26 protein-coding genes are annotated in these 26550 nt (G+C 72.2%); 13 read left to right on the top strand and 13 right to left on the bottom strand.

Annotated features, from left to right (window positions below):
• Window positions 1–9: 9 nt before the first annotated feature.
• Window positions 10–660, bottom strand: a complete 651-nt coding sequence (locus ACOJV9_RS04860; RefSeq protein WP_420184053.1) for a Maf family protein — start codon at window positions 658–660, stop codon at window positions 10–12.
• A complete protein-coding gene (locus tag ACOJV9_RS04865) occupies window positions 660–2558 on the bottom strand; it encodes a Na+/H+ antiporter (RefSeq protein WP_420184054.1) in 1899 nt (632 codons plus the stop codon). Before ACOJV9_RS04865 ends, ACOJV9_RS04860 begins: the two co-directional genes overlap by 1 nt.
• Window positions 2559–2672: 114 nt before the next feature.
• Here ACOJV9_RS04865 and ACOJV9_RS04870 point away from each other — a divergent pair, with 114 nt between their 5' ends.
• Complete coding sequence (locus ACOJV9_RS04870) at window positions 2673–3956, top strand: lipase family protein (RefSeq protein WP_420184055.1); 1284 nt, start codon at window positions 2673–2675, stop codon at window positions 3954–3956.
• 95 nt (window positions 3957–4051) lie between these two features.
• Here ACOJV9_RS04870 and ACOJV9_RS04875 read toward each other — a convergent pair whose 3' ends face one another.
• The 5 genes from ACOJV9_RS04875 to ACOJV9_RS04895 all read right to left on the bottom strand — a co-directional run bounded on the left by ACOJV9_RS04875 (window position 4052) and on the right by ACOJV9_RS04895 (window position 9764).
• Window positions 4052–5779, bottom strand: a complete 1728-nt coding sequence (locus ACOJV9_RS04875; RefSeq protein ID WP_420184056.1) for a DUF885 domain-containing protein — start codon at window positions 5777–5779, stop codon at window positions 4052–4054.
• A 170-nt stretch (window positions 5780–5949) separates the two neighbouring features.
• Complete coding sequence (locus tag ACOJV9_RS04880; protein ID WP_420184057.1) at window positions 5950–6627, bottom strand: MOSC domain-containing protein; 678 nt, start codon at window positions 6625–6627, stop codon at window positions 5950–5952.
• Window positions 6628–6645: 18 nt separating this feature from the next.
• Window positions 6646–7578, bottom strand: coding sequence for a hypothetical protein (locus ACOJV9_RS04885; protein ID WP_420184058.1), 933 nt, complete (start codon window positions 7576–7578; stop codon window positions 6646–6648).
• A 336-nt stretch (window positions 7579–7914) separates the two neighbouring features.
• Window positions 7915–8127, bottom strand: a complete 213-nt coding sequence (locus ACOJV9_RS04890) for an acyl-CoA carboxylase epsilon subunit (RefSeq protein WP_420184059.1) — start codon at window positions 8125–8127, stop codon at window positions 7915–7917.
• A complete protein-coding gene (locus ACOJV9_RS04895; protein ID WP_420184060.1) occupies window positions 8124–9764 on the bottom strand; it encodes an acyl-CoA carboxylase subunit beta in 1641 nt (546 codons plus the stop codon). Before ACOJV9_RS04895 ends, ACOJV9_RS04890 begins: the two co-directional genes overlap by 4 nt.
• A 24-nt stretch (window positions 9765–9788) precedes the next feature.
• Here ACOJV9_RS04895 and ACOJV9_RS04900 point away from each other — a divergent pair, with 24 nt between their 5' ends.
• Genes ACOJV9_RS04900 through ACOJV9_RS04915 form a run of 4 tightly spaced genes read left to right on the top strand, consistent with a single transcriptional unit; the run spans window position 9789 to window position 13377 of the window.
• Window positions 9789–10550 (top strand): biotin--[acetyl-CoA-carboxylase] ligase, encoded by a 762-nt coding sequence (locus tag ACOJV9_RS04900; protein WP_420184061.1) that lies wholly within the window; start codon window positions 9789–9791, stop codon window positions 10548–10550.
• Window positions 10551–10577: 27 nt separating this feature from the next.
• Complete coding sequence (locus ACOJV9_RS04905) at window positions 10578–11645, top strand: adenylate/guanylate cyclase domain-containing protein (RefSeq protein WP_420184062.1); 1068 nt, start codon at window positions 10578–10580, stop codon at window positions 11643–11645.
• Between the two features lie 28 nt (window positions 11646–11673).
• Window positions 11674–12354, top strand: a complete 681-nt coding sequence (locus ACOJV9_RS04910) for a response regulator transcription factor (protein WP_420184063.1) — start codon at window positions 11674–11676, stop codon at window positions 12352–12354.
• 6 nt (window positions 12355–12360) lie between these two features.
• Complete coding sequence (locus tag ACOJV9_RS04915) at window positions 12361–13377, top strand: sensor histidine kinase (RefSeq protein ID WP_420184064.1); 1017 nt, start codon at window positions 12361–12363, stop codon at window positions 13375–13377.
• 36 nt (window positions 13378–13413) lie between these two features.
• Here ACOJV9_RS04915 and ACOJV9_RS04920 read toward each other — a convergent pair whose 3' ends face one another.
• Complete coding sequence (locus ACOJV9_RS04920; RefSeq protein ID WP_420184065.1) at window positions 13414–13926, bottom strand: GtrA family protein; 513 nt, start codon at window positions 13924–13926, stop codon at window positions 13414–13416.
• A gap of 90 nt (window positions 13927–14016) precedes the next feature.
• On the opposite strand from ACOJV9_RS04920, the gene ACOJV9_RS04925 reads away from it, so the two are divergent.
• Window positions 14017–15189: a 5-(carboxyamino)imidazole ribonucleotide synthase gene (locus ACOJV9_RS04925; protein WP_420184066.1), complete on the top strand. Its 1173-nt coding sequence runs from the start codon at window positions 14017–14019 to the stop codon at window positions 15187–15189.
• 5 nt (window positions 15190–15194) lie between these two features.
• Complete coding sequence (gene purE, locus ACOJV9_RS04930; RefSeq protein ID WP_420184131.1) at window positions 15195–15716, top strand: 5-(carboxyamino)imidazole ribonucleotide mutase; 522 nt, start codon at window positions 15195–15197, stop codon at window positions 15714–15716.
• 27 nt (window positions 15717–15743) lie between these two features.
• Here purE and ACOJV9_RS04935 read toward each other — a convergent pair whose 3' ends face one another.
• A complete protein-coding gene (locus ACOJV9_RS04935; protein WP_420184067.1) occupies window positions 15744–16196 on the bottom strand; it encodes a CoA-binding protein in 453 nt (150 codons plus the stop codon).
• A 90-nt stretch (window positions 16197–16286) separates the two neighbouring features.
• Here ACOJV9_RS04935 and ACOJV9_RS04940 point away from each other — a divergent pair, with 90 nt between their 5' ends.
• Window positions 16287–17303 (top strand): LLM class F420-dependent oxidoreductase, encoded by a 1017-nt coding sequence (locus ACOJV9_RS04940; RefSeq protein ID WP_420184068.1) that lies wholly within the window; start codon window positions 16287–16289, stop codon window positions 17301–17303.
• Here the strand turns inward: ACOJV9_RS04940 and ACOJV9_RS04945 are convergent.
• Window positions 17284–18030: a hypothetical protein gene (locus tag ACOJV9_RS04945; RefSeq protein ID WP_420184069.1), complete on the bottom strand. Its 747-nt coding sequence runs from the start codon at window positions 18028–18030 to the stop codon at window positions 17284–17286. The genes ACOJV9_RS04940 and ACOJV9_RS04945 overlap by 20 nt on opposite strands.
• A gap of 165 nt (window positions 18031–18195) precedes the next feature.
• Between ACOJV9_RS04945 and ACOJV9_RS04950 the strand changes: the two genes are divergently transcribed.
• Both ACOJV9_RS04950 and ACOJV9_RS04955 read left to right on the top strand, forming a co-directional pair.
• Window positions 18196–19362 (top strand): acyl-CoA dehydrogenase family protein, encoded by a 1167-nt coding sequence (locus ACOJV9_RS04950; RefSeq protein ID WP_420184070.1) that lies wholly within the window; start codon window positions 18196–18198, stop codon window positions 19360–19362.
• Between the two features lie 32 nt (window positions 19363–19394).
• Window positions 19395–20000 (top strand): acyltransferase, encoded by a 606-nt coding sequence (locus ACOJV9_RS04955; protein WP_420184071.1) that lies wholly within the window; start codon window positions 19395–19397, stop codon window positions 19998–20000.
• A gap of 6 nt (window positions 20001–20006) precedes the next feature.
• On the opposite strand, the gene ACOJV9_RS04960 is transcribed toward ACOJV9_RS04955, so the two are convergent.
• Window positions 20007–21302, bottom strand: coding sequence for an LCP family protein (locus tag ACOJV9_RS04960; RefSeq protein WP_420184072.1), 1296 nt, complete (start codon window positions 21300–21302; stop codon window positions 20007–20009).
• 96 nt (window positions 21303–21398) lie between these two features.
• Here ACOJV9_RS04960 and ACOJV9_RS04965 point away from each other — a divergent pair, with 96 nt between their 5' ends.
• Genes ACOJV9_RS04965 through ACOJV9_RS04975 form a run of 3 tightly spaced genes read left to right on the top strand, consistent with a single transcriptional unit; the run spans window position 21399 to window position 24018 of the window.
• The gene (locus tag ACOJV9_RS04965) at window positions 21399–22427 is read left to right on the top strand and encodes a glycosyltransferase family 2 protein (protein WP_420184073.1); all 1029 of its coding nucleotides are present in this window, start codon (window positions 21399–21401) and stop codon (window positions 22425–22427) included.
• A gap of 47 nt (window positions 22428–22474) precedes the next feature.
• On the top strand, window positions 22475–23272 hold the full coding sequence (locus ACOJV9_RS04970; RefSeq protein WP_420184074.1) for an ABC transporter permease: 798 nt from the start codon (window positions 22475–22477) through the stop codon (window positions 23270–23272).
• Window positions 23272–24018: an ABC transporter ATP-binding protein gene (locus ACOJV9_RS04975; RefSeq protein ID WP_420184075.1), complete on the top strand. Its 747-nt coding sequence runs from the start codon at window positions 23272–23274 to the stop codon at window positions 24016–24018. The genes ACOJV9_RS04970 and ACOJV9_RS04975 overlap by 1 nt, the downstream gene beginning before the upstream one ends.
• Here ACOJV9_RS04975 and ACOJV9_RS04980 read toward each other — a convergent pair.
• Window positions 24015–25358, bottom strand: a complete 1344-nt coding sequence (locus ACOJV9_RS04980) for a cytidylyltransferase domain-containing protein (protein WP_420184076.1) — start codon at window positions 25356–25358, stop codon at window positions 24015–24017. The two genes, ACOJV9_RS04975 and ACOJV9_RS04980, sit on opposite strands and share 4 nt — an antisense overlap.
• Window positions 25359–25443: 85 nt before the next feature.
• Window positions 25444–26478 (bottom strand): PseG/SpsG family protein, encoded by a 1035-nt coding sequence (locus ACOJV9_RS04985; protein ID WP_420184077.1) that lies wholly within the window; start codon window positions 26476–26478, stop codon window positions 25444–25446.
• Between the last annotated feature and the right edge of the window lie 72 nt (window positions 26479–26550).

Genomic DNA, 26550 nt, shown 5'->3' on the forward strand with positions numbered 1-26550 from the left:
ACCGGACGCTCAGGCGCGCAGCGCCCGCCACGGGACGTCCAGCTCCGCGAGCAGGTCGCGCAGGAGGGGCAGGGAGACTCCCACGACGTTCGAGGGATCGCCCTCGATGGCCCGCACGTAGGGCGCACCGAGGCCGTCGAGGGTGAAGGCTCCGGCGACCCGGAGCGGTTCGCCGGTGGCGACGTAGGAGGCGATCTCGTCGTCGTCGAGGTCGGCGAAGTGCACGGTCGTCGACGCCGTGGCCCCGACGGTGCCGCTGGTGCCCCCGTCGTCGGGGTCCCGGTCGTCGACCAGCCAGTGGCCCGTGTGGAGCACGCCCGACCGGCCGCGCATCCGCTGCCAGCGCGCGGTGGCGGTGGCGGCGTCGGCCGGTTTGCCGTGCGCCTCGCCGTCGAGCTCGAGCACCGAGTCGCAGCCGAGGACGAGGGTCTCGGCGTCCCCGGCCTCACGACGGGCCGTCGCCACGTCCTCGGCCTTGGCGCGGGCGAGCAGGAGTGCGACGTCCGCGGGGTCGAGGGGGCCGTGGACGTGCTCGGCGGCGGCGAGTGCGGCGTCCTCGTCCACCCCACTCACCTGCACGACCGGCTCGACCCCGGCGGAGCGCAGCGTGGCGAGCCGGGCCGGCGACGCCGACGCGAGGACCAGCAGGAGCGGGGCCATCAGCCGAGCACCTCGTCGACGAAGCACCAGCGCCACGCCTCACCGGGCTCGAGCGAGCGCATCACCGGGTGCTGCTCCTCGCGGAAGTGCTTCGAGGCGTGCTGTCCCGGGGAGGAGTCGCAGCACCCGACCTGGCCACAGCGCGTGCAGATCCGCAGGTGAACCCACGCCAGGCCCTCGCGCAGGCACTGCTCGCAGCCCCCGGCGCTCGAGGGCACCGCGCAGTCCGCCTCGCGCGCGAGGTGCTCACAGGCCCGGGACACCTGCTCCGGGGCGAGCACGTCGGAGTCGCGGATCCGGGCCGCCCTGGCGGTGCTCCACGACAGTGCCGCCTCCTCGGCGTCGAGCTGGCTCAGCACGCCGGAGAGGATCTCGTGGTCCACGTCGTCCTCGTCGCGGATGCGCATGAGCTCCCGGCGCTCGGCCTCGAGCATGACGATCCGCAGCCGCCGTCGGGCCTCGCTCGGGGTCTCGTCGTCGCGGGGCCCGAGCGTGCCGAGACGCTCCCAGATGCGGTTGACGCGCAGCTCGGCGTTGGTGCGCAGCTCCTGCGCCACGACGGGGTCGAGCGCGGCCTCGGCCTCGAGGGCGCGCAGTCCCGCCCCGGTCGTCGCCTGCACGACGGTCGCCTCCTGGAGGGCGTCCTCGCGCGGGTCGGGGCCGCGCACGTCGAGCGCCCGGGCGAGGACCGGCAGCGTCGTGGACTGCAGGGCGAGGGTGCCGACGGTGACGATGAGCGCGATGAGGACCAGGGTCGGACGCTGGTCGGTGTCCTCCGGCAGGGTGAGCGCCGCGGCGAGCGTGACGACGCCACGCATCCCGGCCCACGAGGTCACCGCCGTGCCGGGGACGTCGGCGGAGGTGCTCGACGAGCGGCCCAGCCGGCCCACGAGCCAGGTGAACGGGAACAGCCAGAGCGGGCGCAGCGCGAGGACGGTGACGAGGATGGCGAGCCCCACGAGCGCGGCGCGCCCCACGGAGATCTCGCTCGCCTCGACGTCGGTGAGGAGGCGCGACAGCTGGAGGCCGATGAGCAGGAAGACGGCGTTCTCCAGCAGGAAGGTCACGCTCGCCCAGTTGATCCGCTCGCTGAGTCGTGAGGAGGCCGACTGCAGCACCGGCGCCTTGTGCGCGAGGAGCAGGCCGGTCGTCACGACGGCGAGGACGCCGCTGGCTCCGAGCAGCTCGGCGGGGAGGTAGGAGAGGAAGGGCGCCGCGAAGGACAGGGCCGTGTCCGAGGACGCCTCGGTGAGCTGCCTGCGGATGAGGCCGATGAGGACGAAGACGACCCACCCGACCCCGACTCCGCCGACGACGGCGAGCCCGAAGTCCCGCGCGACCGACCCGACGGAGACGGCGCCGTGCGAGGCGAAGCCGTGGTGGGTGCTGGCCAGCCCGGCCGCGGCGATGGCCGTGCGCAGCGTCACCAGGGCGGTGGCGTCGTTGAGCAGGGACTCGCCCTCGAGGATGGTCGTGACCCGGCGTGGCAGGCCGATGCCTCGTGCGACGGCCGTGGCGGCGACGGCATCCGGGGGAGCGACGATCGCGCCGAGGGCGACGGCGACGGCGAACGGGATGGGCAGCAGCCACCACGCGACGATCGCGACCCCGAACGTCGTGAACAGCACCAGCCCCACGGACAGGCCGAGGATCGCCCGCCGGTTGGCGCGGATGTCCACGAGCGACGTCCCCAGCGCCGCGGCATACAGCAGTGGCGGCAGGAGCCCGAGGAGCACGACGTCGGGGTCGAGCGAGACGTCGGGGACGACCGGCAGCACCGAGGCGACGAGCCCCACCAGCAGCAGGGCGATCGGCGCGGGGAGGCCGAGAGGCGCGCAGAGCCGTGCGACGAGGATGACCGTCACGGCGATGGCGGCGAGGGTGAGGGCAAGGGTCACCGGCACATTGTCGCCGTCCGGTCAGGTCAGCGTGACGCCCGTCTCTTGCCGCAGGGGTTACCGCTCGGTAGGTTCGAGGTCCCGCGCCGTTTCCTCGTCGACCGAAGGCTGACAGTGACGTCACGCACGCTCCGCGCCCTGCTCGTCCCCGGCGCGACCCTCGCCCTGATGGCCGCCCTTGCCGCACCCGCGCCCGCCTCCGCGGATCCGGACTCCGTGCCGGGCACGGCCGGTGCCACCACCGTCAGCGGGACCCCCGAACCGGTCCGGCCGGCCTTCTACGAACCGCCGGCCACGCTCCCGGCCACCCCGGGCACGATCGTCCGGACCGAGCCGGCGACGCTCTTCCTCGACCCGCTCGGCCTGTCCGACCTGGGCCTGAGCGCCACGCGCGTCATGTACTCGTCGAAGGACCGGCTCGACCGCACCAACGCCGTCACCGGCACGGTCTTCGAGCCGAGGGCGCCGTGGCTCGGCGTCGGGGCCCGTCCGCTCATCAGCTACGCCGTCGGCACCCAGGGCATCGCCGACCGGTGCGCCCCGTCACGCCAGATGGCGGAGTCGCTCACGGAGTACGAGCAGTCCCTGCTCAAGGGCTACCTCGTGCGCGGCTATGCCGTCGCCCTCACCGACTACCAGGGACTCGGGACGCCGGGGACGCACACCTACGTCAACCGGGTCCCGCAGGCGCGGGCGGTTCTCGACATGGCGCGGGCGGCGATCCGTCGGCCCGGCACCAGCCTCACCTCGGCCACCCCGGTGGGGCTCTACGGCTACTCGCAGGGAGGCGGCGCCACGGCGGCGGCCGCCGAGCTCGCCGGCACCTACGCACCGGAGCTGCGGATCAAGGGCGTCGTCGCGGGTGCTCCGCCCGCCGACCTCGCCGCGGTCGGCGCGAACCTCGAGGGCAGCCTCTATGCGGAGTTCCTCAACTTCGCCCTCCTCGGGCTCTCGGCCGGGTACGGGATCGACCTCGGCTCCATCCTCAACGACAGGGGCCGGGCGGTGGCGGCGGCGACCGAGGGCCACTGCGTCCTCGACCTGGCGGCGGCGGCGTTCCAGAGGTCCGAGACGCTGACCCGCGACGGGCGCTCGTTCACCGCGTACCTGGCCGAGGAGCCGTTCGCCTCGGTCGTCGCCGACAGCCGCATCGGGCGGACCAGGCCGTCGGTCCCGGTCCTCGTCGCGCACTCGGGGCTCGACGACGTCATCCCCTACGCCGTCGGCCGCCGGCTCGCCAAGGACTGGTGCGCCAAGGGCGCGAACGTCCGGCTCTCGACCAACGTGGTGCCGCTGCACGTCGGGGGCGTGGCGCCGTCGTCGGCGGAGAGCTACGCGTTCTTCGAGGCTCGTTTCGCCGGGCTCCCGCAGGTGAACGGGTGCTGGGCGATCTGGTGAGCGCGCCTGTCTGACAACGGTTGTCGCACACAGAGGTATGCCGTCCGCTCACGCTGAGCGGACGGCATACCTCTGTGGTGCGCTGGGCGGAGTGCTCAGCGGCGCATCGCCTCGACGAGGACGTCGAGACCGACCGAGCCGACGTCGAGCGCGCGACGGTGGAACGCCTTGGGGTCGAACGCGTCGCCCTCGGCGGCAGCGGTCTCGTCGCGCAGCTGCATCCAGATGCGCTCGCCGATCTTGTAGCTCGGGGCCTGTCCGGGCCAGCCGAGGTAGCGGTCGAGCTCGAAGCGCAGCGACGCCTCGTCGTTGTTGGCGTGGGCGCCGAGGTACTGCCACGCCTTGTCGTAGGTCCAGTCGCCGCCGCCCACCTCCGCGGGCGCCTCGAAGCCGCAGTGGATCCCGATGTCGAGGACCACGCGAGCGGCACGCAGCGACTGCGCGTCGAGGAAGCCGAGGTAGTTGCCGGGGTCGTCCATGAAGCCGAGCTCGACCATGAGGCGCTCGGCGTAGAGCGCCCAGCCCTCACCGTGCCCGCTGACCCAGCACAGCATCCGGCGCCAGCGGTTGAGCAGCTCGGCGCGGTGCGTCGTCTGGGCCACCTGGAGGTGGTGACCCGGGACGCCCTCGTGGTAGACGGTGCTGAGCTCGGCCCACGTCCCGAAGGTCTCGACACCCTTCGGCACCGACCACCACATGCGTCCCGGGCGGGTGAAGTCCTCGCTGGGGCCGGTGTAGTAGATGCCGCCGGTGTGCGTCGGCGCGATGCGGCACTCGATGGTGCGGACCGGCGCCGGGATGTCGAAGTGGGTGCCGTCGAGCAGGTCCATGACCTCGTCGGCCTTGGTCTGCATCCACCGCTGGAGCGCGTCGGTGCCGACCAGGCGGTAGGCCGGGTCCTCGCCCAGGTGGGCCATCGCCTCCTTGACGGTGGCGCCGGGCAGGATGCGGTCGGCGGTGCGGCGCATCTCGGCGTCGAGGCGCTCGGTCTCCTCCTGGCCCCACGCGTAGGTCTCCTCGAGGTCGACGGTGGCGCCGAGGAAGTGGCGGCTGGCGAGCGCATAGCGTTCGCGGCCGACGGCGTCCGCCTCCGGGGCGCGGGGGAGCAGGTGCTCGCCGAGGAACGCCTTGAGGTCGGCGTACGCGTCACCGGCTCGGGCGGCGGCCGCGCGGAGCTCCGCCTGCTGGGCGTCGGGCAGCGACGCGCCGTCCTTCGTGCGGGCGCCGGCGGCGTAGGTCGCGAAGAAGCCCTCCTCACCGACGAGGTCGTCGCACTGCCGCATGCACGCCTCGACCTGGCGCCGGGCGGACACGCGGCCCTCGCCCGCGGAGGCGAGCAGCGAGGTGCGCCACTGCTCGAGGGCGGCGGGGACCGCGGTGAGCCGGGTCGCCACGGTGGCCCACTGCTCGGCGGTGTCGGTCGGCATGAGGTCGAAGACGTCGCGCAGCGACTGCAACGGGGACGCGATGACGTTGAGGTCGGCCCGGTCCATCCCTGCCTCGTGGACCGCGACGTCGAGCTCGAGGCGCTCCCGCATCGCGGCGACCGTGACGCGGTCGATGTCGTCGACCGGCTCGGCGGTCGCGAGCCGGGAGAGGGTGGCCCGGGCGAGGTCGGCACGGGCGCGGTAGCCCTCCGGGGAGAGGTCGTCGAGCTCGCCCTGCCGGACGTCGACGCCGAGGTAGGTCGCCTCGATGGGGCTGTGCTCCAGGACGGCGTCGAAGTGCTGCTCGGCAATGGCGTCCACAGCCGTCGGCACGCGGTCGACGGGGGCGTCCGGGGTGGCGGCGGAGGCAGGGGCGGAGGTGGCTGTGTCGGTCACCGGAGGGACGTTACCCGCCGCGGTGTGCCGCCCGCCCCCGCTCGCACCTTCCGACCAATAGGTCACGAACTGCGCCCGACCGACGCACCCTCACCCCGCATCCTTCGACCAATTGGTCACGAACTGCGCTCGACCGACGCACCCTCACCCCGCACCTTTCGACCAATTGGTCACGAAGTGCGCGAACCTGCGGCCGCCCACTTGGCGAGCTTGGCAGCAAGCTCCTGCTGCTCCCGTGCCGGAAGCGCTCCGGAGTCCAGGACGGTGCGCGCCAGGTCGCGGTCACCCATCCATGCTCGGAACACCATCGGCAGCGTGATGCCGTGCCCGGGGCGCCAGACCACCTCGATGGTGTCGTCGGGTCGGATGGTGCCGGGTTGGAGGACAGCGAGGTAGGCGCCTGTGCGGGCGCGCCGCGTGAAGGCCTTGACCCATCCGGGCACCTGCATGTGCGCGGCGAACGTCGCGCAGGGGACGCGCGGCGCGGTCACTGCCAGCACGACCGAGCCGCCGATGCGCCATTGCTCACCGACGACTGCGGAGTCGACGTCGAGTCCGGCGGTCGTGACGTTCTCGCCGAACGCACCGGGACCGAGATCCGTGCCTGTGTCCACCGACCACCAGTCGAGCTCCTCGCGTGCCACGGCGTAGACCGCCTGCGTGGTGCCACCGTGGTGCCTGGTGTTGACGACGGCATCGCCTGCGACACCGCTGGCACCGACGCCCTTCGGGCCGGGGTCCGAGACGGTGATCGAGGCGACGGGCCGCTTGTCAATGCCGGTCCGCCGGCTCCTGAGGATGCCGCTGCGCGCTGCACCGACGTTGACCGAGAGGACCCGTGCTGCCATGACAGGCAGGGTATGCCGTCATGCGGCCTGCGCTGTGGGGCACCGGAAATGTGGTCGCCACGCGTCGCTCAGCGGCCGGTCGACGCGAATCCCGGCGGCCTCGAGGGCTGCGACCGCCCGCTCGAGGGTCGCCTCGGGCGTCTCGAAGACGTCCTTCGCGACGAAGATCTCGAAGGTCCACGCCTCCTCGGTGCTCAGATGGCGACGTCGGTGCTCGTCCTTGGCCGGCTGGTCGCCGTCGTCGTGCCAGCGTCCGTCGTACTCGAACGCGAGCCTGGCGGCGCGATAGCCGAGGTCGATCCGGAAGACGACGATGCCGTCCGCGTCGTGGATCCTGATGTCGACCTCGGGTTCGGGCAGGCCCGCGAGGACGAGCAGGAGCCGCAGCTTGGTCTCCGGCACGGAGTCGACCCGTTCCCGAACGAGCCTGGCTGCGGCGACGGCCTCGCGGCGGCACTGCCCGTCCCAGCTCTCCGCGTAGGCGAGAAGCCCCTGCGGCGTCGTCACGCCCTTGCGGACCAGGCTGTCGCCGAGGGCGACCAAATCGAGAAGGTCGAGGTCACGGGCGAGGTGGGCAAAGGTCTGTTCGGGGCCGGTCACCGGCAGGCCATGACGCTTGACGATGTGCAGTCGGTGCCGGAACCGGTGGGGCTTGATGCCGTCGACCCGGAAGCGGACGTCGCGCATGAAGGAGACGTGGATGTTGGCGTTGTCCGGGACGATCCCGCCCCACAGCCGGGCAGCGGTCCAATGGCTGAGGACGCCACCCTCCGGTGCCAGGCGGAGCGCCGCCCGCGAGCGCACGACGACCGTGTCGGGGATGCGTGCGTCGATGTACATGTTGTGGAAGATCCGGCGGCACCTGCCGTTGCGCAGCCACCGGCTCCGCCCGGCCTCGCGCGCCTCCTCGACCGTGAAGGGCTGGGTCGGGTCGAAATCTGCGAACGGCATACGCGAGTCTGTCTCGGCTGCGGGATCCCGCCGGCGAGATATCCACAGCTCAGCAGTTCGTGACCAACTGGTCGAAAGGTGTCGGCGAGGGTGGTGCCGCCCGTCCCGGCAGTTCGTGACCAATTGGTCGAAAGATGTCGGCGAGGGTGGGGCCGCCGGTCCCGGCAGTTCGTGCCCAATTGGTCGAAAGATGTCGGCGAGGGTGGGGCCGCCGGTCCCGGCGGTTCGTGACCAATTGGTCGGAAGATGTCGGCGAGGGTGGGGACGCCCGTCCCGGCGGTTCGTGACCTATTGGTCGAAAGGTGTCGGGGGAAGGAGTCCGGGGGGCCGGGAGGGTCAGGGGCGGAGGGAGTGCTGCCAGGCGCCGGGGGCGGGGGTGAGGGGGCGGCGCATCGCCCGTGCCGGGGCGGACCAGGCCGAGGTGCGCCGCGGTACCGCGGCCTCGACCGGATCTCCCGAGGCCGCGGACAGCACCGCGACGAGCGCGGCGACCTGTTCGGGCGTCGCGTCGCCGATCACCTCGATGCGCTGGGCCTCAGAAGACGTCATAGGGGGATGTTCCCGTGCTTCTTGGGCGGCAGGGACTCGCGCTTGGTGCGCAGCGCCCGCAGCGCCTTGGTGACGTTCATCCGCGTGTTCGACGGCGTGATGACCGTGTCGATGTAGCCGCGCTCGGCCGCGACGTAGGGGTTGGCGAGGGTGTCCTCGTACTCGGTGATGAACCGCTGGCGGGTGGCGTCGACGTCTTCACCTCGCTCAACGGCGGCGGCGAGCTGCTTGCGGTAGAGGATGTTGACCGCGCCCTGCGCCCCCATGACGGCGATCTGCGCGGTCGGCCAGGCGAGGTTGATGTCGGCGCCGAGGTGCTTGGAGCCCATGACGTCGTAGGCGCCGCCGTAGGCCTTGCGAGTGATGACGGTGACCAGCGGCACCGTCGCCTCGGCGTAGGCGTAGATGAGCTTGGCCCCGCGGCGGATGATGCCGTCCCACTCCTGGTCGGTGCCCGGCAGGAACCCCGGGACGTCGACGAAGGTGAGGATGGGGACGTTGAACGCGTCGCAGGTCCGCACGAAGCGGGCGGCCTTCTCGGAGGCGTCGATGTCGAGAGTGCCGGCGAACTGCATCGGCTGGTTCGCCACCACCCCGACGGAACGCCCCTCGACCCGGCCGAAGCCGCAGATGATGTTGGGCGCGAACAGCGGCGCCACCTCGAGGAACTCGCCCTCGTCGAGCACGGCCTCGATGACGCGGTGCATGTCGTAGGGCTGGTTCGGGCTGTCCGGGATGATCGTGTCGAGCGCCCGGTCGTCGTCGGTCACCTCGAGGTCGAGCTCGTCGTCGCCGAAGACCGGCGGCTCCTCGAGGTTGTTCGAGGGCAGGTAGGACAGCAGCGCCTTGACGTACTCGACCGCGTCCTCCTCGTCGGTCCCCATGTAGTGGGCCACGCCGGAGCGGGAGTTGTGGGTGCGCGCCCCGCCGAGCTCCTCCATGCCCACGTCCTCGCCGGTGACGGTCTTGATGACGTCGGGCCCGGTGATGAACATGTGCGAGGTCTGGTCGACCATGACGGTGAAGTCGGTGACGGCGGGGGAGTAGACGGCGCCACCTGCGCACGGCCCCATGATGAGCGAGATCTGCGGGATGACCCCGGAGGCGTGGACGTTGCGGCGGAAGATCTCGCCGTAGAGGCCCAGCGAGACCACACCCTCCTGGATGCGCGCCCCACCGGAGTCGTTGAGCCCGACGACGGGGCAGCCGACCTTCATCGCGAAGTCCATGACCTTGGTGATCTTCTCGCCGAACACCTCGCCGAGCGATCCGCCGAAGACGGTGAAGTCCTGCGCGAAGACCGCGACGGTGCGCCCGTCGACCGTGCCGTAGCCGGTGACGACCCCGTCGCCGTAGGGCCGGTTCGCGTCCTGCCCGAAGGCGACCGAGCGGTGCCGGGCGTACTTGTCCATCTCGACGAACGAGCCCTCGTCGAGGAGCATCGCGAGGCGCTCGCGAGCGGTCTTCTTGCCGCGGGCGTGCTGCTTCTCGACGGCCCGCTCCGACCCGGCGTGCGCGACCTCGCCGACCCGACGCTTGAGGTCGGCGAGCTTGCCGGCGGTGGTGTGGATGTCGATGCCGGTGTCCGCGGCGGGGACGTCGGTTCCACCGGTGGGCTGGGTGTCGGTCTGCGCCATGGTGGCGACTCTAGCCTTGACCCCGTGCCCCTTCCTGCTGCTCGCCGACCGATGGATGCGGACCTCGTCACACCCGGCCCCCCGTGGCTGCCGGTCGAGGTGCACGAGTCGGTCGGCTCGACCAACGCCGAGCTCGCCCGCGACCCGCAGGTGTGGCGCGTCGTCACCGCCGAGGAGCAGCGGACCGGGCGCGGGCGCCTCGACCGCGCGTGGACCACGACGCCAGGGGCGAGCATCGCGGCGAGCGTCCTCGTGCCCCGCCCGGCCACGGCCCCGCTCGGGTGGGTCCCGCTCGTCGTCGGGCTGGCCCTGCGCGACGCCCTCACCAGCGAGAGCGGGCTCGACATCGCGCTCAAGTGGCCCAACGACCTCCTCGTCCCGGCCGACCGGAACCGCAAGCTGGCCGGCATCCTCGCCGAGCTCACGCCGGCCGGTGTCGTGGTCGGCACCGGCGTCAACATCGACCAGGACCGCGTCGACCTGCCGGTCGACACCGCGACCTCGCTCCGGCTCGCCGGCGCATCGGGAGTGAGCCGCGAACGCGTGCTCACGGCATACCTCGTCCGTCTGGCGGTCCTGCTGCGCGAGCTGGACGACGACCCGTATGCCGTCCGCACGGCCTACGAGGCCGCGTCCGCCACCGTGGGTCGCGAGGTCGTCGTGCACCTGCCGACCTCCGAGATGCGGGGAGTCGCGACGGGGGTCGACGCAGACGGCAGACTGTGCCTGCGGACCGACGCCGGTCCGTGTGCGGTGGCCGCCGGAGACGTCGTCCACGTCCGGTGACGTCCGCGAGCGACCAGGAGGGTGCAGGTGGCGCAGGTGCCTGAGGGCCCGGGCGATCTCGAGGCCGCGATCGAGGAGCGACTGCTCGGCCGCCCCGCGACGATGGGCCGGCGCGACGTCAGCCGCGAGGCAGCCGTGTCGGTCACGGCCGCCCGCAGGCTCTGGCACGCCCTCGGGTTCCAGATCGTCGACGACGAGGAGGCGATGTTCACGGAGGCCGACCTCGTCGCCCTGCGTCGCGTGGCCGACCTCGTGCGCGACAACGACCTCGACGAGGAGCTCGCCCTCGCGATGACCCGGGCCTTCGCCCGCACCGCCGACCGGCTCGCCGTGTGGCAGACCCAGCTCGTCGCGGAGTACATCACCCCGGCCGAGCAGGAGGCCGAGATCGGTGAGAAGGACGCCCGGGCCGTGCCCGAGCGCGGCGTGGCCGAGGAGGCGGCGACCCTGCTCGTCGATCTCGTCGACCAGCTCGAGCCGCTCATGGTCTACGTCTGGCGACGCCACCTCACCTCGGCCATCACCCGCATGCTCGCCGACGCGCGCGACACCGACCACGATCCCAGCGCCCCGCTGCGCGTCGTCGGCTTCGCCGACCTCGTCTCGTTCACCTCGCTCGTGCGCCGGATGACCGAGCGGCAGCTGGCCACGCTCGTGCAGCGGTTCGAGGAGCTCGCCAGCGACGTCGTGACCACGCACGGGGGCCGGGTCATCAAGACCGTGGGTGACGAGGTGCTCTTCGTGCACGTCGACGCCGCCGCGGCCGCCGCGATCGGGGTGGATCTCGTCGACGCCATGGGGGAGGACCCGTTGCTGCCCGACGTCCGCGTCGGCATGGCCTTCGGCAAGGTCATCAGCCGCCTCGGCGACGTCTTCGGCACGACCGTCAACCGCGCCAGCCGCCTCACCGCGGTCACCCCGCCCGGCCGGGTCTTCGTCGACGACGAGGTGGCGCGCGCGCTCGGCACGCTGTCGGGCTTCTCCATGGTCGAGCAGCGCCGGCGCCACCTGCGCGGCATCGGGACCGTCACGCCGTTCGAGCTCACCCGGTCGACCGGGGCGCGCCGAGCCCGCCCCTGGGACCACCACGCGTAACCGGGCAGTCCCCACTACGCTCGCCACCATGACCCGCGTGCTGCTCGCCGAGGACGACCCGGCGATCTCCGAGCCACTGGCCCGCGCGCTGCGGCGCGAGGGCTACGAGGTCACCGTGCGCGCCGACGGCCGGGAGGCCCTCGAGGCCGCCCGGGCCGAGGCGCCCGACCTCGTCGTCCTCGACCTCGGCCTGCCCACCATGGACGGGCTCGAGGTCTGCCGCCGGCTCCGCGGCGAGGGACACACGGTGCCGGTCATCGTCCTCACGGCCCGCGCCGACGAGGTCGACACGGTGGTGGGGCTGGACGCCGGGGCCGACGACTACGTCACCAAGCCGTTCCGGCTCGCCGAGCTCCTGGCCCGCGCCCGGGCCCTGCTGCGGCGGGGCATCCCCGACGTCGCGACGAGCGGTCAGGTCGACATCCGGGTCGACACCGAGTCGCGGCGGGTCTTCCTCCACGACGAGGAGATCCAGCTCACCGCCAAGGAGTACGAGCTGATCCGCGTGCTGGCCCGCAACCAGGGCAAGGTCGTCTCGCGCGAGCAGCTCATGCGCGACGTCTGGGAGACGGCCTGGTACGGCTCCACCAAGACGCTCGACATGCACATCTCCGTGCTGCGCAAGAAGCTCGGCGACGACGCGATGCAGCCCCGCTACATCACGACCATCCGGGGCGTCGGCTTCCGCTTCGACCCTGCGGGGGAATGACCGGGCATGCGTCGGCTGCTCCTTCGTTCGACCCTCCTCGCCGTCGGCGCGACGCTGGCGATCTTCGGCGTGCCCCTGTTCGTGCTGGCCCTCCTCGTGACGTCGGCGCACCCCGACGGCCGGGCCCAGATGATCCGTCACACCACCGGGGTCGAGGGACTTCTTTTCCTCTCGAGCGGCATCCTCCTGCTCGTCCTGCTCGGCCTCGCGGCCGGCTGGTTCGTCGCGCAGCGGCGCTCGCGGCTGCTCGGTGACCCGTTGACCGAGCTCGCCGTGCGCGCCGAGCGCCTCGGCGCCGGCGAGTCGCGCTTCATGCCGCTCAACTCGGGCATCGGCGAGCTCGACCGGATCAGCGACGTCCTCTCGCGCAGCGCCCACCAGGTGACCCGCAACCTCGCAGCGGAGCGCGACTTCGCCGCCGACGCGTCGCACCAGCTGCGCACGCCGCTCACCGCGCTGCTCATGCGGCTCGACGAGATCGCGTCGACCGACGACCTCGAGGTCGTGCAGGAGGAGGCCCAGGTCGCCATCGACCAGGTCGAACGCCTGAGCAAGGTCGTCGACGACCTCATGGGCCGCACCCGCGTCAGCGACCCGACCCGGCCAAGCGTCTCCCTCGACGCCGTCCTCGCCTCGCTCCAGCGCGAGTGGCAGCCGGCCTTCGCCTCGTCCAAGCGCAGCATGCGCATCCACGGCGAGCGGGGGCTGCGCGTGCGTGCCACGCCCATGGCGCTGTCGCAGATCCTCTCCACCCTCGTCGAGAACGCGCTCGCCCACGGGCGGGGCACCGTCGACATCGCGGCCCGCCGGGCCGGGCCGTCCGTCGTCATCGAGCTCGGTGACGAGGGCGCCGGTGTGGCCCCGGCCATCGCGCCGCACATCTTCGAGCGGTCGGTCTCGTCCTCGGGCTCGGGCCTGGGCCTGACGCTGGCCCGTGACCTGGCCGAGGACAACGGGGGCCGGCTCGAGCTGGTCAGCACCCAGCCCGCCGTCTTCGCCGTCTTCCTCTCCGAAGCCGAGTAGGTCCGCGGCCCCCTGCCCCCGGACCCCGGCCCGAGGTCAGGGTTTGCGGTCGTGGCGGGTGAGGTCCGCGAGGGGGGAGGTGTCCACGTCGATCGGCTCGCCCGCGAAGACGTAGCGGCGGTAGGCCCAGAACCGGAACAGCGTCCCCAACCCGATCCCGACCACCTTGGCGACGTTGTCGGCCGTGAGTGACTCGACGTCGAGGACGTAGTTGGAGAAGGCGACCGCGACCGCCTGGATGACCAGGGCCACCCCGTTCGTCCCGGCGAAGAGCGCCGCCTCGTGGTGCGCCGGGCGGTTGCGCCGGTGACGGAAGGTCCAGCTGCGGTTGCCGATCCACGCGAACACCGTCGCCAGGGAGGCCGAGACGATGACCGCCGCCGTCGGCTTGTCCTCGAGCAGCGTGCGCCGCAGGATGTTGAAGCTGCCCATGTCGACGACGAAGGCCAGGGCGCCGATGACCCCGAACTTGATGGCCTCGCGGTAGAGGACGTCGATCGCGCCTCGGAGCCGGGAGATGAGGCCCCCGACAGGGCTCGTGGACGTCACCGCCAGAGCCTAGCCGCCGCATCCGTCCGTATGCCGGCCGCTTCCCTGCCGCATGCCGGCCCCACGTGCGCGCGCCGCTATCCTCGCCGGGTGACTGCCCCGCTGCGTGCCCCCGGAGGATTCCCCGTCGTCGGCATCATCGGTGGCGGACAGCTGGCACGGATGTGCGCCGGCCCGGCCGCCGAGCTCGCTCTCACCCTCAGCGTCCTCGCCGAGGCCCCCGACGCCAGCGCGGCACTCGTCGTCCCGTCGTCACCGGTCGGGGCGCACAGCGACGTCGAGGCGGTGCTCGCCTTCGCCCGGGAGTGCGACGTCGTGACCTTCGACCACGAGCACGTCCCGTCCGACGTGCTCGCCGCCCTGGCCGACGCCGGGGTGAGCATGCACCCGACCCCGGAGGCGCTCGTCTTCGCGCAGGACAAGCTGGCCATGCGCCGCCGGCTCACCGAGCTCGGCATCCCGTGCCCGCGCTGGGCCGAGGCGCACACCGCTGCCAAGGTCTCCCGGTTCGGTGAGGACGTGGGGTGGCCGGTCGTCGCCAAGACCCCGAGGGGTGGCTACGACGGCAAGGGTGTGCGGGTCGTCTCGTCCGCGGACGAGCTCGAGGACTGGCTCGAGCGGGCCGCGGCCGAGGGGTCGGGCCTGCTCCTCGAGGAGAGGGTCGGGTTCACCCGCGAGCTCGCGGTCCTGCTCGCGCGCAGCCCCTCGGGCCAGGCCGCGGCGTGGCCGGTGGTCGAGACCGTCCAGACCGACGGGATCTGCACCGAGGTCATCGCCCCCGCGCCCGGGATCGACCCCGACCTCGCCGCCCGCGCCACGGAGGCGGGCCTGCGGGTCGCCGGGGAGCTCGGCGTGACCGGGGTCCTCGCCGTCGAGATGTTCGAGCTGCCCGGGGCCGAGTTCGTCGTCAACGAGCTCGCCATGCGTCCGCACAACAGCGGCCACTGGTCCATGGACGGCGCCGTGACCGGGCAGTTCGAGCAGCACCTGCGGGCCGTGCTGGACCTGCCCCTGGGGTCGCCGCGACCGCGCCACCCGTGGACGGTGATGGGCAACGTGCTGGGGGGCGACCACCCCGAGCTCTACCCGGCATACCGGCACGTCATGGCGCGTGACCCGGAGGCCAAGGTGCACCTCTACGGAAAGGGGGTGCGACCCGGCCGCAAGATCGGACACGTGAACGTCAGCGGTGATACCCTCGCCGACCTGCGGACCCGAGCACGGCACGCCGCGGACTACATCGAAGGAACGATCGCGGAATGAACAGCATGATCGACTCCGGTGGTCCGGTCGTCGGCGTCGTCATGGGCAGCGACAGCGACTGGCCCGTCATGCAGCTGGCGACCAAGGTGCTGGACGACTTCGACATCGACTACGAGGTGGACGTCGTGTCGGCCCACCGCATGCCCGACGAGATGATCACCTACGGCCTCGACGCCGAGGAGCGCGGGCTGCGCGTCATCATCGCCGGTGCCGGCGGCGCCGCCCACCTCCCGGGGATGCTCGCCTCGGTGACCTCGCTGCCCGTCATCGGCGTGCCGGTCCCGCTCGAGCACCTCAACGGCATGGACTCGCTGCTCTCGATCGTGCAGATGCCGAGCGGCGTCCCGGTCGCGACGGTGTCGGTGGGTGGCTCCCGCAACGCCGGTCTGCTCGCCGCCCGGATCCTCGGTGCGGGGGACGGCGAGGAGGCGGCTCGGCTGCGCGCGGCGATGGGGGAGTTCCGCAAGGGGCTGCGCAACCAGGCGCACGCCAAGGGTGCGGCGCTGCGCGCCCACCGCAACGCCTGACGACCGACGCCTGGCGCCCGACGCCGGTCAGCGGGCCGAACCCTCGCCCCTGACCCGGGGCCACTCGATGCGCGGGCACGTGTCCATGACGACCTTCATGCCGGCGGCACGGGCGCGATCAGCGGCGTCCTCGTCCACGACGCCCAGCTGCATCCAGATGGCGTCGATCTGCAGCCGGTCCTTGTGCTCGATCGCCTGGTCGACGACGGCGCCGACGTGCTCCGAGTTCACGAAGCAGTCGATGACCTTGACGTCCTGGTCGGGAATGTCGGCGAGGCTGGCGTAGCCCTGCTCGCCGTGGACCGTCTCCGCCTTCGGGTGCACGGGGATGATCCCCTTGTGCAGCTCGTGCTTGAGCCACTGCGCGACGCCGTGTGCGGGCCTGGCGGTGTTGCCGCTGAGGCCGACGACGACCCAGATTCCCGGGTCGTTGAGGAGCTCGCGGATGAGGTCGGGGTCGTTGCGGTGCCGGTACGTCATGGTCGCCACCCTGCCACCGCACCGGACCTCGTGGGGCCGGGGGTGCGCGTCCGCCTTGCGCACGCCCGGGTGGACCGGTTGGGTGGAGCCATGCGCTTCGGCATCTTCATCCCCCAGGGTTGGCGTCACGACCTCGTCGGCATCGAGCCCGACCAGCACTGGGGTGTGATGGCGGGGCTGGCGAGGCGGGCGGACGGCATCCGCGACTGGGAGTCGATCTGGGTCTTCGACCACTTCCACCCGGTGCCGCACCCGACGCAGGAGGCGGTGCACGAGGCGTGGTCGCTCATGGCCGCGTTCGCCGGGGTCACCGGGCGAGTGCGCATCGGGCAGATGTGCACCTGCATGAGCTACCGCGAGCCGGCCTACCTGGCCAAGGTCGCGGCGACGGTCGACGTCATCTCCGAGGGCCGGCTCGAGATGGGCATCGGCGCCGGCTGGTACGAGCACGAGTGGCGCGCCTACGGCTACGGCTTCCCGACCGCGGGGGAGCGGCTCGCGCGGCTGCGCGAGGGCGTGGAGATTCTGCGGCAGATGTGGACCACCGGCACCGCCACGTATGCCGGGGAGCACTACCAGGTGGACGGCGCCATGTGCTTCCCCCGACCCCTGCAGGGCACGGCGTTCGAGGGCTCGGAGCGCAACGGCATCCCCATGTGGGTGGCCGGGGGCGGCGAGCGCAAGACGCTGCGGATCGCGGCGGAGTACGCCGACTACACGAACTTCCTCGGCCAGCCCGAGGTGTTCCGGCGCAAGAGCGAGATCCTCGCGCAGCACTGCGCGGACGTCGGCCGTGACTTCGACACCATCACCCGCTCCTCGAACTTCAACGTCGTCATCGGTCGCGACGAGAAGGAGGTCCGGGAGCGCTTCGCGTGGATCGAGAACCACCTGCGCAGCGCCGGCGTGCCCGAGGACGCGATCGCCACGACGATGAAGGCCTACCGGGAGGGCCCTGCGGTGGGCACCCCCGACCAGGTGGCGAGCGCCCTCGCTGACATGCAGGACCTCGGCATGACCTACGCGATCACGAACTTCGTCGAGTCGGCCTACGACCTGTCCGGGGTCGAGATCTTCGAGCGGCAGGTCATCCCGGCCCTGCGTTGAGCAGCCCCGGTGAACCGGTCCGGAGGACCTCGACGAACGGTCCGCCGTCGGTCACGGCCATCCTCACCTCGAAGGTGAGGTCCCCTTTGGTGGCCACGAGCATCTCGCCCGGCGCACGTTCGACGACGGTCCACCCGCGCGACGGCAGTTCGCGCAGGTAGAACACGTGGGCCTCGTCGACACCGACGCCGACCAGCCAGCCGCCGCACCCGTCGACGGACTCGACGCCTGCACCGAACCGGCCCGGGCTCGGCAGCTCGGCGAAGACCTGCCGGTACGGGGCGAGCGCCGCCTCGAAGCGCGCCACCCCTGCCGCCTTGAAGGGCTCGGCCTCCTCGGCGGGGTCGCCGCCCGAGCACGAAGGTGCGGTCGGCATCGCACTCTCCCTCGCGCGCACGCCCTGCTCCGTGGCGACGAGAGCTGCCGCTGGGGCACCAAGGACGATGAGGGCCGCCACCAGTGCGAGCGAGGACCTGCGGCCCGCGGCGGCGAGGGCGACGGCCAACGACGCCGGGACGGCGACGAGGACGGCCAGCACCGACGCGGGCCGGAGAGCCTGGGTGTATCCGGACCGCGTGATGTCGCCGTACTCACGGTGGAAGCCGCCGATGACGAGGATCCCCGCGACCGCGACGGTACCGGCGAGCACGAGGAGGACGACGGCCGTCCGTGGGACGCGGCGCGGGGAGGTGCCGACGCCTTCGCTCTCGACTGCCTTCTGGTCCATGGTCCGACTGTCCTCGCCCGACGCCGGCTCGGCATGGGCTCGCGTACCCAGCCGGACGGGGCACGTCCGGGCCCCGCCCGGGTGGCCGGGAGGCGCCCGCGTGAGGTGTCGCGTTCCACACGCGAGCGGCCGAGGGCACGGCATACGCGTCGGTAGGATCGGTGGGTGAGTGCCAACGCCGACTTCCCGCTGTTCCAGGTCAACGAGGACCACGAGGCGATCCGCGAGGCGGTTCGTGACGTGGCCAGGGACAAGATCGCGCCGTATGCCGCGGCGGTCGACGAGGAGTCGCGCTACCCGCAGGAGGCGCATGACGCCCTCGTGGCCAGTGACTTCTTCGCGCCCCACATCGGTGAGGAGTACGGCGGCGTCGGCGCCGACGCGCTCGCCACCTGCATCGTCATCGAGGAGGTCGCCCGGGTCTGTGCGAGCTCCTCGCTCATCCCGGCGGTCAACAAGCTCGGCACGATGCCCCTGATCCTCGGCGCCTCCGAGGAGGTCAGGCAGCGCTACCTCCCGCCGGTCGCGGCCGGGAAGGCGACGTTCTCCTACGGGCTGTCCGAGCGCGAGGCCGGCTCCGACACCGCCGCCATGAGGTGCCGCGCGAAGCAGGACGGGGACGACTGGGTCCTCAACGGGCAGAAGTCGTGGATCACGAACGCCGGCGTCTCCGAGTACTACACCGTCCTCGCGGTCACCGACCCCGACGGTTCGCGCGGCAACAACATCAGTGCCTTCGTCGTCGAGAAGTCCGACGAGGGGTTCTCCTTCGGGGAGAAGGAACGCAAGCTCGGCATCAAGGGCAGCCCCACCCGTGAGCTGATCCTCGAGAACGTGCGCATCCCCGGCGACCGCATCGTCGGCGCCCCCGGTGAGGGCCTCAAGATCGCCCTGCGCACGCTGGACCACACCCGCGTCACCATCGGTGCGCAGGCGGTCGGCATCGCGCAGGGGGCACTCGACCACGCGACGGCATACGTCAAGGAGCGGAAGCAGTTCGGCAAGAACATCGCCGACTTCCAGGGCATCCAGTTCCTGCTCGCCGACATGGCGATGGAGCTCGAGGCCGCGCGCCAGCTCGTCTACGTCGCCGCCGCGAAGTCCGAGCGCTCCGACGCCGACCTCGCCTTCTTCGGCGCGGCGGCCAAGTGCTTCGCCTCCGACGTCGCGATGAAGGTCACCACCGACGCGGTCCAGCTGCTCGGCGGCGCGGGCTACACGCGCGACTTCCCGCTCGAGCGGATGATGCGTGATGCGAAGATCACCCAGATCTACGAAGGCACCAACCAGGTGCAGCGCATCGTCATGGCGCGCCAGCTGCTCAAGGGCTGAACGCGCTGCCGACGCACCCCGAGGAGAACCCGATGGCTCGACAGGTCGCCGACAGCGCGGACGTGGCGCCCGAGGCGCGCATCGGTGACGGGACGCGCATCTGGCACCTCGCCCAGGTGCGCGAGGGCGCCGTCCTCGGCGAGAACTGCATCGTCGGTCGAGGGGCCTACGTCGGCCCCGGCGTGCGGATCGGCGACAACTGCAAGTTGCAGAACCACGCCCTGGTCTACGAGCCGGCGGTGCTCGAGGCCGGCGTCTTCGTGGGGCCGGCGGTGGTCTTCACCAACGACCACTTCCCCCGGGCGGTCGACCCGCAGGGCCGGGCCAAGACGGCCGACGACTGGGAGTCCGTCGCCGTCGTGTGCCGCGAGGGTGCCTCGATCGGCGCCCGGTCGGTGTGCGTGGCGCCGGTGACCATCGGCCGGTGGGCGCTCGTGGCGGCCGGGTCCGTCGTGACCAAGGACGTCCCCGACTTCGCCCTCGTGGCCGGCGTCCCGGCACGCCGGATCCGGTGGGTGGGTCGCGCCGGCGTCCCCCTCGAGCCCGGAGCACAGGAGGGGACGTGGGTCTGTCCCCGGACGGGCGCGACACACGTGGAGGTCGACGGTCTCCTGGAGGAGTCGGACCAGCAGGACTGAGGCAGGTCAGCCCGCGGAGGGCTTGCCGTCCGTGCCGGCCGGCGGTGCCTCGAGGGGCTGGTCCTCCCGCAGCATCGTGAACAGCTCGCGGGCGCGCTCGCTGTCCCACTTGACGGCCGAACCGGCGGCGGTGGGGTAGTTGGCGTCCTGGATCGGGACGGTGAGGCTCAGCGTCGAGTCGTTGCCCGCACCCCGCATGGCGAGGAGGATGTTGGCGGCGTCGCGCATCCCGGTCTCCTCGCCGACGCCCACCGCCCCCGCCGCGGTGTGCGTGAACGACCAGTAGCGGAACGGGTTGAGGACGGTCGACGGGGTCGCCGCGCCCTTCATGATCGCCGCGAGGAACTGCCGCTGCCGCTCGGCGCGACCGATGTCGCCGCGCGGGTCGGAGTAGCGGGCCCGCACGAAGCCGAGGGCGTTCTTGCCGTCGAGGGTCTGGCAGCCCTTGGCGAGGTTGATGTGCGCCTTCGGGTCGTCCATGTCGAACGGCACGCAGATGTCGACGCCGCCGAGGCTGTCGACGACCTTGGCGAAGCCGCCGAAGCCGATCTCGAGGTAGCCGTCGATGCGCAGGTCGGTGACCTGCTCCAACGTCTGGACGAGCAGCTGCGGACCGCCGATGGAGTAGGCAGCGTTGACCTTGTTGCTGTTGTGGCCGGGAATCGGCATGTAGCTGTCACGGGGGATCGAGATGATCGCCGACTTGCCACCGCCCGACGGCACGTGGACGAGCATGATCGAGTCGGTGCGTCGGCCCTCGGCGTTGCCCGTGCCGAGCTCGCGGCGCTCCTCCACCGTGAGGTCGTCGCGCGAGTCGGAGCCGACGAGCAGGTAGGTGTCGCCGGGCGTCTCGGCGGGGCGGTCTCCCGCCGGCGCGTCGTCCACCCGCGAGACCGAGCTCCAGGCGTGCAGCGGTGTGACGACGAGGAAGGCGAGCCAGGCGACGAGCAGGGCCGGCAGGAGGAGCCACGGCCGGCGGCGGCGGGGCCGGGGCTCCTGCTCGGGCGGGGCCGCGACGGGACGGGACCTGCGCGGGGGAGCAGGTCGCTGCTCGGGTGCTGGAGGGCGCTCGGGCGCAGCTGCGGGGCCGGTCGGACGTGGCGGTCGTGCCGGGTGGCCCTCGCGCACCGGCCGGGCGGTGGGCTGGCGCCGCGGTGCCGGGCTCGCCGGCGGGCGTCGGCGCCCGCGGGTGTCGACCGTGAACGCGCCGTCGTCGTCCTCCGGGTCGGGCCGACGCTCGCTCGGACGTCCCTGCCGAGGGATCGGCCGGGCGTCGTCGTCGCGGGTGGGGCGTGGTGGCACGCGCCCCATACTCCGCTCATCATCCGGATCGACGCAAAACGGCACGCCGACCCGGTGGCGCCTTCCCCGCCACCCGCGTGGGGGAGAATCGTCGCGATGAGCCAGCCCTCCCCACCCGCCGAGACCCGTCCGGCCGGCGCGCCCGTGAGCGTGGTCGTTCCCGTCCTCAACGAGGAACGTCACCTTCGCGACGCGGTCGCCCAGGTGCTGGCCCAGGCGTATGCCGGTGACGTCGAGGTCGTCCTCGCGCTCGGTCCGTCGACCGACTCGACCGACGCCGTGGCGGCCGAGCTCGCTGCCGCGGATCCCCGGGTGAGGACCGTGCCCAACCCGGGCGGGCGGACGCCGGCGGCCCTCAACGCGGCCATCGCCGCCGCGCGCCACGACGTCATCGTCCGCGTGGACGGTCACGCGGAGATCCCCTCCGACTACGTGGCGACGGCCGTGCGCACGCTCGAGGAGACGGGGGCGGACAACGTCGGCGGACTCATGCACGCGGTGGGCACCACCGCCTTCGAGCGGGCGGTGGCCTGTGCCATGCGCAGCCGCATCGGGGTCGGGGGCGGGACGTTCCACGTCGGCGGCGACGCGGGTCCGGTCGACACCGTCTACCTGGGGGCGTTCCGCCGCAGCGCCCTCGAACGCGTCGGGGGCTTCGACGAGCGCTATACCCGCACGCAGGACTGGCACCTCAACCTCCGCATCCGCCAGACGGGCGGGACGATCTGGTTCACGCCCGACATGAAGGTCACCTACCGGCCCCGGTCGAGCGTGCGGGCGCTGGCCCGGCAGTACTACCAGTACGGCTACTGGCGGCGTGTCGTGATCCGCGAGCATCCCGAGACGGCGAACGCGCGCTACCTCGCGCCACCGGTCATGGTGGCCGGGGTCACGGCGGCAACGGCCGTCGGCGTCGCGTGGGCGCCGGCACTGCTGGTGCCCGCGGCATACGTCGCCTGTGTCGGTGCCGGTGGCCTCGCCATCAGCAGGGGGGAGGCGCTGCGGACACGCCTTCTGACGCCGATCGCGCTGGCGACGATGCACTGGTCCTGGGGTGCGGGGTTCCTCACCAGCCGGCACGTCCCGTCGTCCACCACGGTGCCGGGTGCGCGCCAACCCGTATGACACACTGAGCCGCCTTGTCGGTTCCCGTACGGAGGAGTGTGCAGTCGGTGGATAGCGGCCGCCTCACGGCGCTGTGGGCGCGTCGAGAGATTCTCCAGACGCTCGTGCGGCGCGACCTCCGGGTCAGGTATGCGCGCAGCGTGCTCGGCTACCTCTGGACGATCATCGACCCGCTGGCGATGGCCCTGATCTACTTCGTGATCTTCGCGGTGATCTTCAAGCGCCCCGACGCCGGCCACCACCCCTACTTCCTCTTCCTCCTCGTCGGGCTGCTCGCCTGGCAGTGGTTCAGCTCGTCGGTCACCGAGACGTCGAGGGCGCTGCTGTCGGAGGCCAAGCTGGTCCGGTCGACCAGCCTGCCCCGTGAGCTCTGGGTGATCCGGGTGGTCATCGCCAAGGGCGTCGAGTACCTGCTGTCGCTGCCGATCCTCGTCGCGTTCGCCGCCTTCTACGTCATCAGCGGCGACGCGAGCCTGAACTGGCGCCTCGTGCTGCTGCCGCTGGGTCTCGTCCTGCAGTTCCTCGTGCAGGTGGGGGTCGGGCTGCTGCTCGCGCCACTCACGGTGCTGGTGGAGGACACGCAGCGGGTCGTGCGGATCGCCATGCGGATGGCCTTCTACAGCACCCCGATCATCTACTCGCTCGACACGGTGCCCGAGAACCTGCGGGTGGTGCTGTGGTTCAACCCGATGAGCGGTGTCCTCGAGCTCTACCGGGCCGGCCTCTTCGACGAGCCCCTCGTCCCGCAGCCGATCGTCACCAGCGTCGTCCTCGCCCTCGTCTTCCTCGTGGTGGGGTCGACCGTCTTCAAGCGTCTCGAACGCTCGGTCCTCAAGGAGATCTGATGCCGGACGTCATGATCGAGGTGGAGAACCTGGGCATCGAGTTCTTCCGGTCCCGTCGACGCAACCTCTCGCTGCGCGAGATGGTCCTCAAGGGTCGCAGCACGGCTCCCTCACAGACCTTCTGGGCCCTCAAGGGCGTGAGCTTCACCGTGGGCCACGGCGAGGCCGTCGGTCTCGTCGGCTCCAACGGCACGGGCAAGAGCACGTTGCTGAAGACCATCGCGGGGGTGCTCATCCCGGACGAGGGCGAGGCCCGCGTCCACGGCGGCGTCGCCCCGCTGATCGAGCTCACCGGTGGCTTCCTCGGCGAGCTCACCGCGCGCGAGAACATCTACCTCACGGCCGGCCTGCACGGGCTCAGGCGGGAGCAGGTGGACGAGCGCTTCGACGAGATCGTCGACTTCGCCGGACCGCAGGTGCGTGACGGGCTGGAGATGCCCTTCCGCCACTTCTCCTCGGGCATGCAGGTCAGGCTCGGTTTCGCGGTCATCACGACCCTCGACGAGCCGATCATCCTCGTGGACGAGGTGCTGGCTGTGGGCGATGCCGCCTTCAAGGAGAAGTGCTACAAGCGGATGGAGTCGCTCCTCGCCCAGGACAAGACGCTCTTCCTCGTCTCGCACTCGGAGGGTGACCTCCGGCGGTTCTGCACGCGCGGGATCTACCTGCGACGTGGTGAGCTCGTCGACGACGGCCCGATGGACGCCGTGCTGAAGCACTACACCAAGGACAACAGCGCGAGCTAGAGCGCAGCGACCGTCCGCCCGGACACCTGTCGCACCGCGTCGAGCAGCTCGTCCGACGACGTCGCGTCGACGACCAGCGCGCCGTCGCGGGGTTCCGCGTCCGCCTCGCCCTCGTGCGAGACGACGACGTCCCGTCCACGCAGCCGGGACGTGACCTCACGAGCCGCCGCGGTCACGTCCCCGCCGGAGCGGGAACGTGCCACGTGCACCCACCCGACGTCGTCGGGGAGCTCGTCGACCGTCATACCCTCCCTGACGACCACACCCAGCCGACCGACGAGGCCGGACGTGCGGAGGTCGACGAGCCGGGCGAGGGCCTCCGGCAGTCTCCTGCGGTCGTCGCCGGCGTCGAGCAGCACGGTGTCGACGCGTCCGCCGAGGTGGGAGAGCAACCGCTCGACCCTGAGGTCCAGCAGCTCGTCGGCTTCGGCGCCCGTGGGGACGGCGACGAGGGCCGCGGCCGCCAGACGCTGCCTCAGCGCGGGGTCCGTACCGGCCCGGTGGGCTCGTTGCGCCGCCTCGTCGTGCAGCAGGGTGTGGCTCACGCCGTGCGACACGGCCACGGTGAAGAGGTCGCGCAGCGCCGCGCCGTCCGTGGGCAACCGACGGGACCCGAGGAGAAGGGGAGCCACGCCCCGGCTGCGGGGCAGCACGGGACCCCTGGCCAGGACGCGGTCGCCCACGCGGGCCACGAGGTCGCGCCACGCAGCGCCCACTGGGTCCTCGACACCGGCGAACGCGCCGCAGACCCGGTCGTAGTCGTCGAGGCAGTCCACGGTGCACCGGTACGCGTACAGGTCCGTGGGGGCACCGTCCGGCACGAAGAGCAGCTCGCCCCCGCTGCGCCGGATCCACGGGGTGACGTGCTCACGATCGTAGGCAGACCGGGCACGGGCCGCGGCCTCCCTCAGCACGCCGGCGGAGAAGACCTCGGCCCCGAAGCCCTCGGGCACGCGGTCGATGTCGACCCGGCCGTAGTCGTGGGGAGAGCGCTCGACCGCTGCGACGAGCTCGTCGACCAGGGCGCCGTCGGCGACGGGGTTGTCGCCGGTGAGCCGCACGACGCGGTCGGTGTCGGACAGGCCCGCCGCGGCGGTGACGAAGCGGCCCAGCACGTCGTCGAGCGGCCCCCTGACGACCTCGAGGCCGACGCTCTCGAGGTGCTCGGCGATCCGCCGGTCGTACTGCTCGTCGCTCGTCGCGACGACGACCTCGTGCCCCGTGTTGGACGCCCGTCGCGCCACGAGCTCGATGAGCGGCATACCGGCCAGGGTCAGCAACGCCTTCCCCGGGAGCCTCGAGGAGGTGAGCCGTGACTGGATGACGACTCGCGTCCGCATGTTTCCTCCGAAGGGTGGCTGGATCGGCGCCAAGGCTACCCGCCGGCAGGACGCCGCCACGGTCCCCGCGGTCAGCGCCTCCGCGTCACCGTCGGCCGACGGCCGCGAGCAGGGCGTCGGCCACCCGGCGACGGCCCTGTCCGTCGACCAGCCGACGGGCGTTGTCGCCCAGCCCCCGTCGGCGGTCGGGGTCGGTGAGCAGCCGGTGCAGCACCTCCGTGGACCTGGTGCGTGCGGCCTCGGAGCTCCTCAGCTCGTCGAGGACCCCGACCGCTGCCGCGACCCCCCTCGAGGTGACGTCCGCGTAGGCCTGCTCCTGGTTGTCCACCACCGCCACGATGCCGGTGGGGACCCCGAGGTGGAGCAGCTCCCAGATCGAGGATCCGGCGGCGCTCACGGTGACCGTGCTGCGGGAGGCGAGGCCCATGATGTCCGGAGTCGGCGCCACGGCGGTGACGGTCTGCGACTCGCCGTGGGGGAGCCCCTCGACGACCTCGCGCAGCTCGGGCCGCGCGACGACGCAGGTGACGTCCACGGGGACACCGGTCGCGAGCACGAGGGGCGTCACGACCGCTGCCGCACCCTGCGGATCGGTGCCCCCGAAGACCCCCACCACGCTCGCCCGGCCCGGTTCACGGCGCGGCTGCGTCGCGAGCTCGAGGATCTCGCGTCGGAACAGCGCGTGCTCGACGCCGGCCAGGGCCACCCTGCCGTCCGTTCCGGCGGGGTGCGATGTCGCGCCGAAGTTCTGGTCGAGGTAGACGTCCGCGTCCTGGCCGGCCCCGAAGGACCCGTCGTGCAGGGCCAGCACGGTCAGGCCGCCCGCTCGAGCCCTCGACCCGGTTGCGGGGTCGAGCTCGTAGCCGTCGACGACGAGGACCTGCATCCCCAGCTCCTGCGCGAGGCTCACGAGTGAGCCGGCGTCGTCGGGTGCGGGCACGACCGGCAGCGGGACGGCTGCCAGCCGGTCCCGGAGCCACGGCACGTCCACCGACCCGAGGAGGGTGACGGTGCAGCCCCGCCCGGCGAGCTCCTCGGCGAGGGCCAGGCAGCGCACGACGTGGCCCACGCCGAGAAGCGGGGAGGCGTCGGCTCGGATGCCGATGTGGGGCTGGCTCATGGGGCTCCTCGGGACGCGTCGCCGCGCCGCTGTCGAGGCAGGGCGGGCCGACCTGAGATGCTAGCCTCGCGC

Source organism: Knoellia terrae, assembly GCF_048606435.1.
Lineage (GTDB): Bacteria > Actinomycetota > Actinomycetes > Actinomycetales > Dermatophilaceae > Knoellia > Knoellia terrae.

Excerpts from the sequence above, each read along its gene's own strand:
- ACOJV9_RS04860 (WP_420184053.1), bottom strand. The coding sequence starts at position 660 with ATGGCCCCGCTCCTGCTGGTCCTCGCGTCGGCGTCGCCGGCCCGGCTC.
- ACOJV9_RS04880 (WP_420184057.1), bottom strand. The coding sequence starts at position 6,627 with ATGGCAGCACGGGTCCTCTCGGTCAACGTCGGTGCAGCGCGCAGCGGC.
- ACOJV9_RS04885 (WP_420184058.1), bottom strand. The coding sequence starts at position 7,578 with ATGCCGTTCGCAGATTTCGACCCGACCCAGCCCTTCACGGTCGAGGAG.
- ACOJV9_RS04890 (WP_420184059.1), bottom strand. The coding sequence starts at position 8,127 with ATGACGTCTTCTGAGGCCCAGCGCATCGAGGTGATCGGCGACGCGACG.
- ACOJV9_RS04895 (WP_420184060.1), bottom strand. The coding sequence starts at position 9,764 with ATGGCGCAGACCGACACCCAGCCCACCGGTGGAACCGACGTCCCCGCC.
- ACOJV9_RS04910 (WP_420184063.1), top strand. The coding sequence starts at position 11,674 with ATGACCCGCGTGCTGCTCGCCGAGGACGACCCGGCGATCTCCGAGCCA.
- ACOJV9_RS04915 (WP_420184064.1), top strand. The coding sequence starts at position 12,361 with ATGCGTCGGCTGCTCCTTCGTTCGACCCTCCTCGCCGTCGGCGCGACG.
- purE (WP_420184131.1), top strand. The coding sequence starts at position 15,195 with ATGATCGACTCCGGTGGTCCGGTCGTCGGCGTCGTCATGGGCAGCGAC.
- ACOJV9_RS04935 (WP_420184067.1), bottom strand. The coding sequence starts at position 16,196 with ATGACGTACCGGCACCGCAACGACCCCGACCTCATCCGCGAGCTCCTC.
- ACOJV9_RS04940 (WP_420184068.1), top strand. The coding sequence starts at position 16,287 with ATGCGCTTCGGCATCTTCATCCCCCAGGGTTGGCGTCACGACCTCGTC.
- ACOJV9_RS04945 (WP_420184069.1), bottom strand. The coding sequence starts at position 18,030 with ATGGACCAGAAGGCAGTCGAGAGCGAAGGCGTCGGCACCTCCCCGCGC.
- ACOJV9_RS04955 (WP_420184071.1), top strand. The coding sequence starts at position 19,395 with ATGGCTCGACAGGTCGCCGACAGCGCGGACGTGGCGCCCGAGGCGCGC.
- ACOJV9_RS04965 (WP_420184073.1), top strand. The coding sequence starts at position 21,399 with ATGAGCCAGCCCTCCCCACCCGCCGAGACCCGTCCGGCCGGCGCGCCC.
- ACOJV9_RS04975 (WP_420184075.1), top strand. The coding sequence starts at position 23,272 with ATGCCGGACGTCATGATCGAGGTGGAGAACCTGGGCATCGAGTTCTTC.
- ACOJV9_RS04980 (WP_420184076.1), bottom strand. The coding sequence starts at position 25,358 with ATGCGGACGCGAGTCGTCATCCAGTCACGGCTCACCTCCTCGAGGCTC.
- ACOJV9_RS04985 (WP_420184077.1), bottom strand. The coding sequence starts at position 26,478 with ATGAGCCAGCCCCACATCGGCATCCGAGCCGACGCCTCCCCGCTTCTC.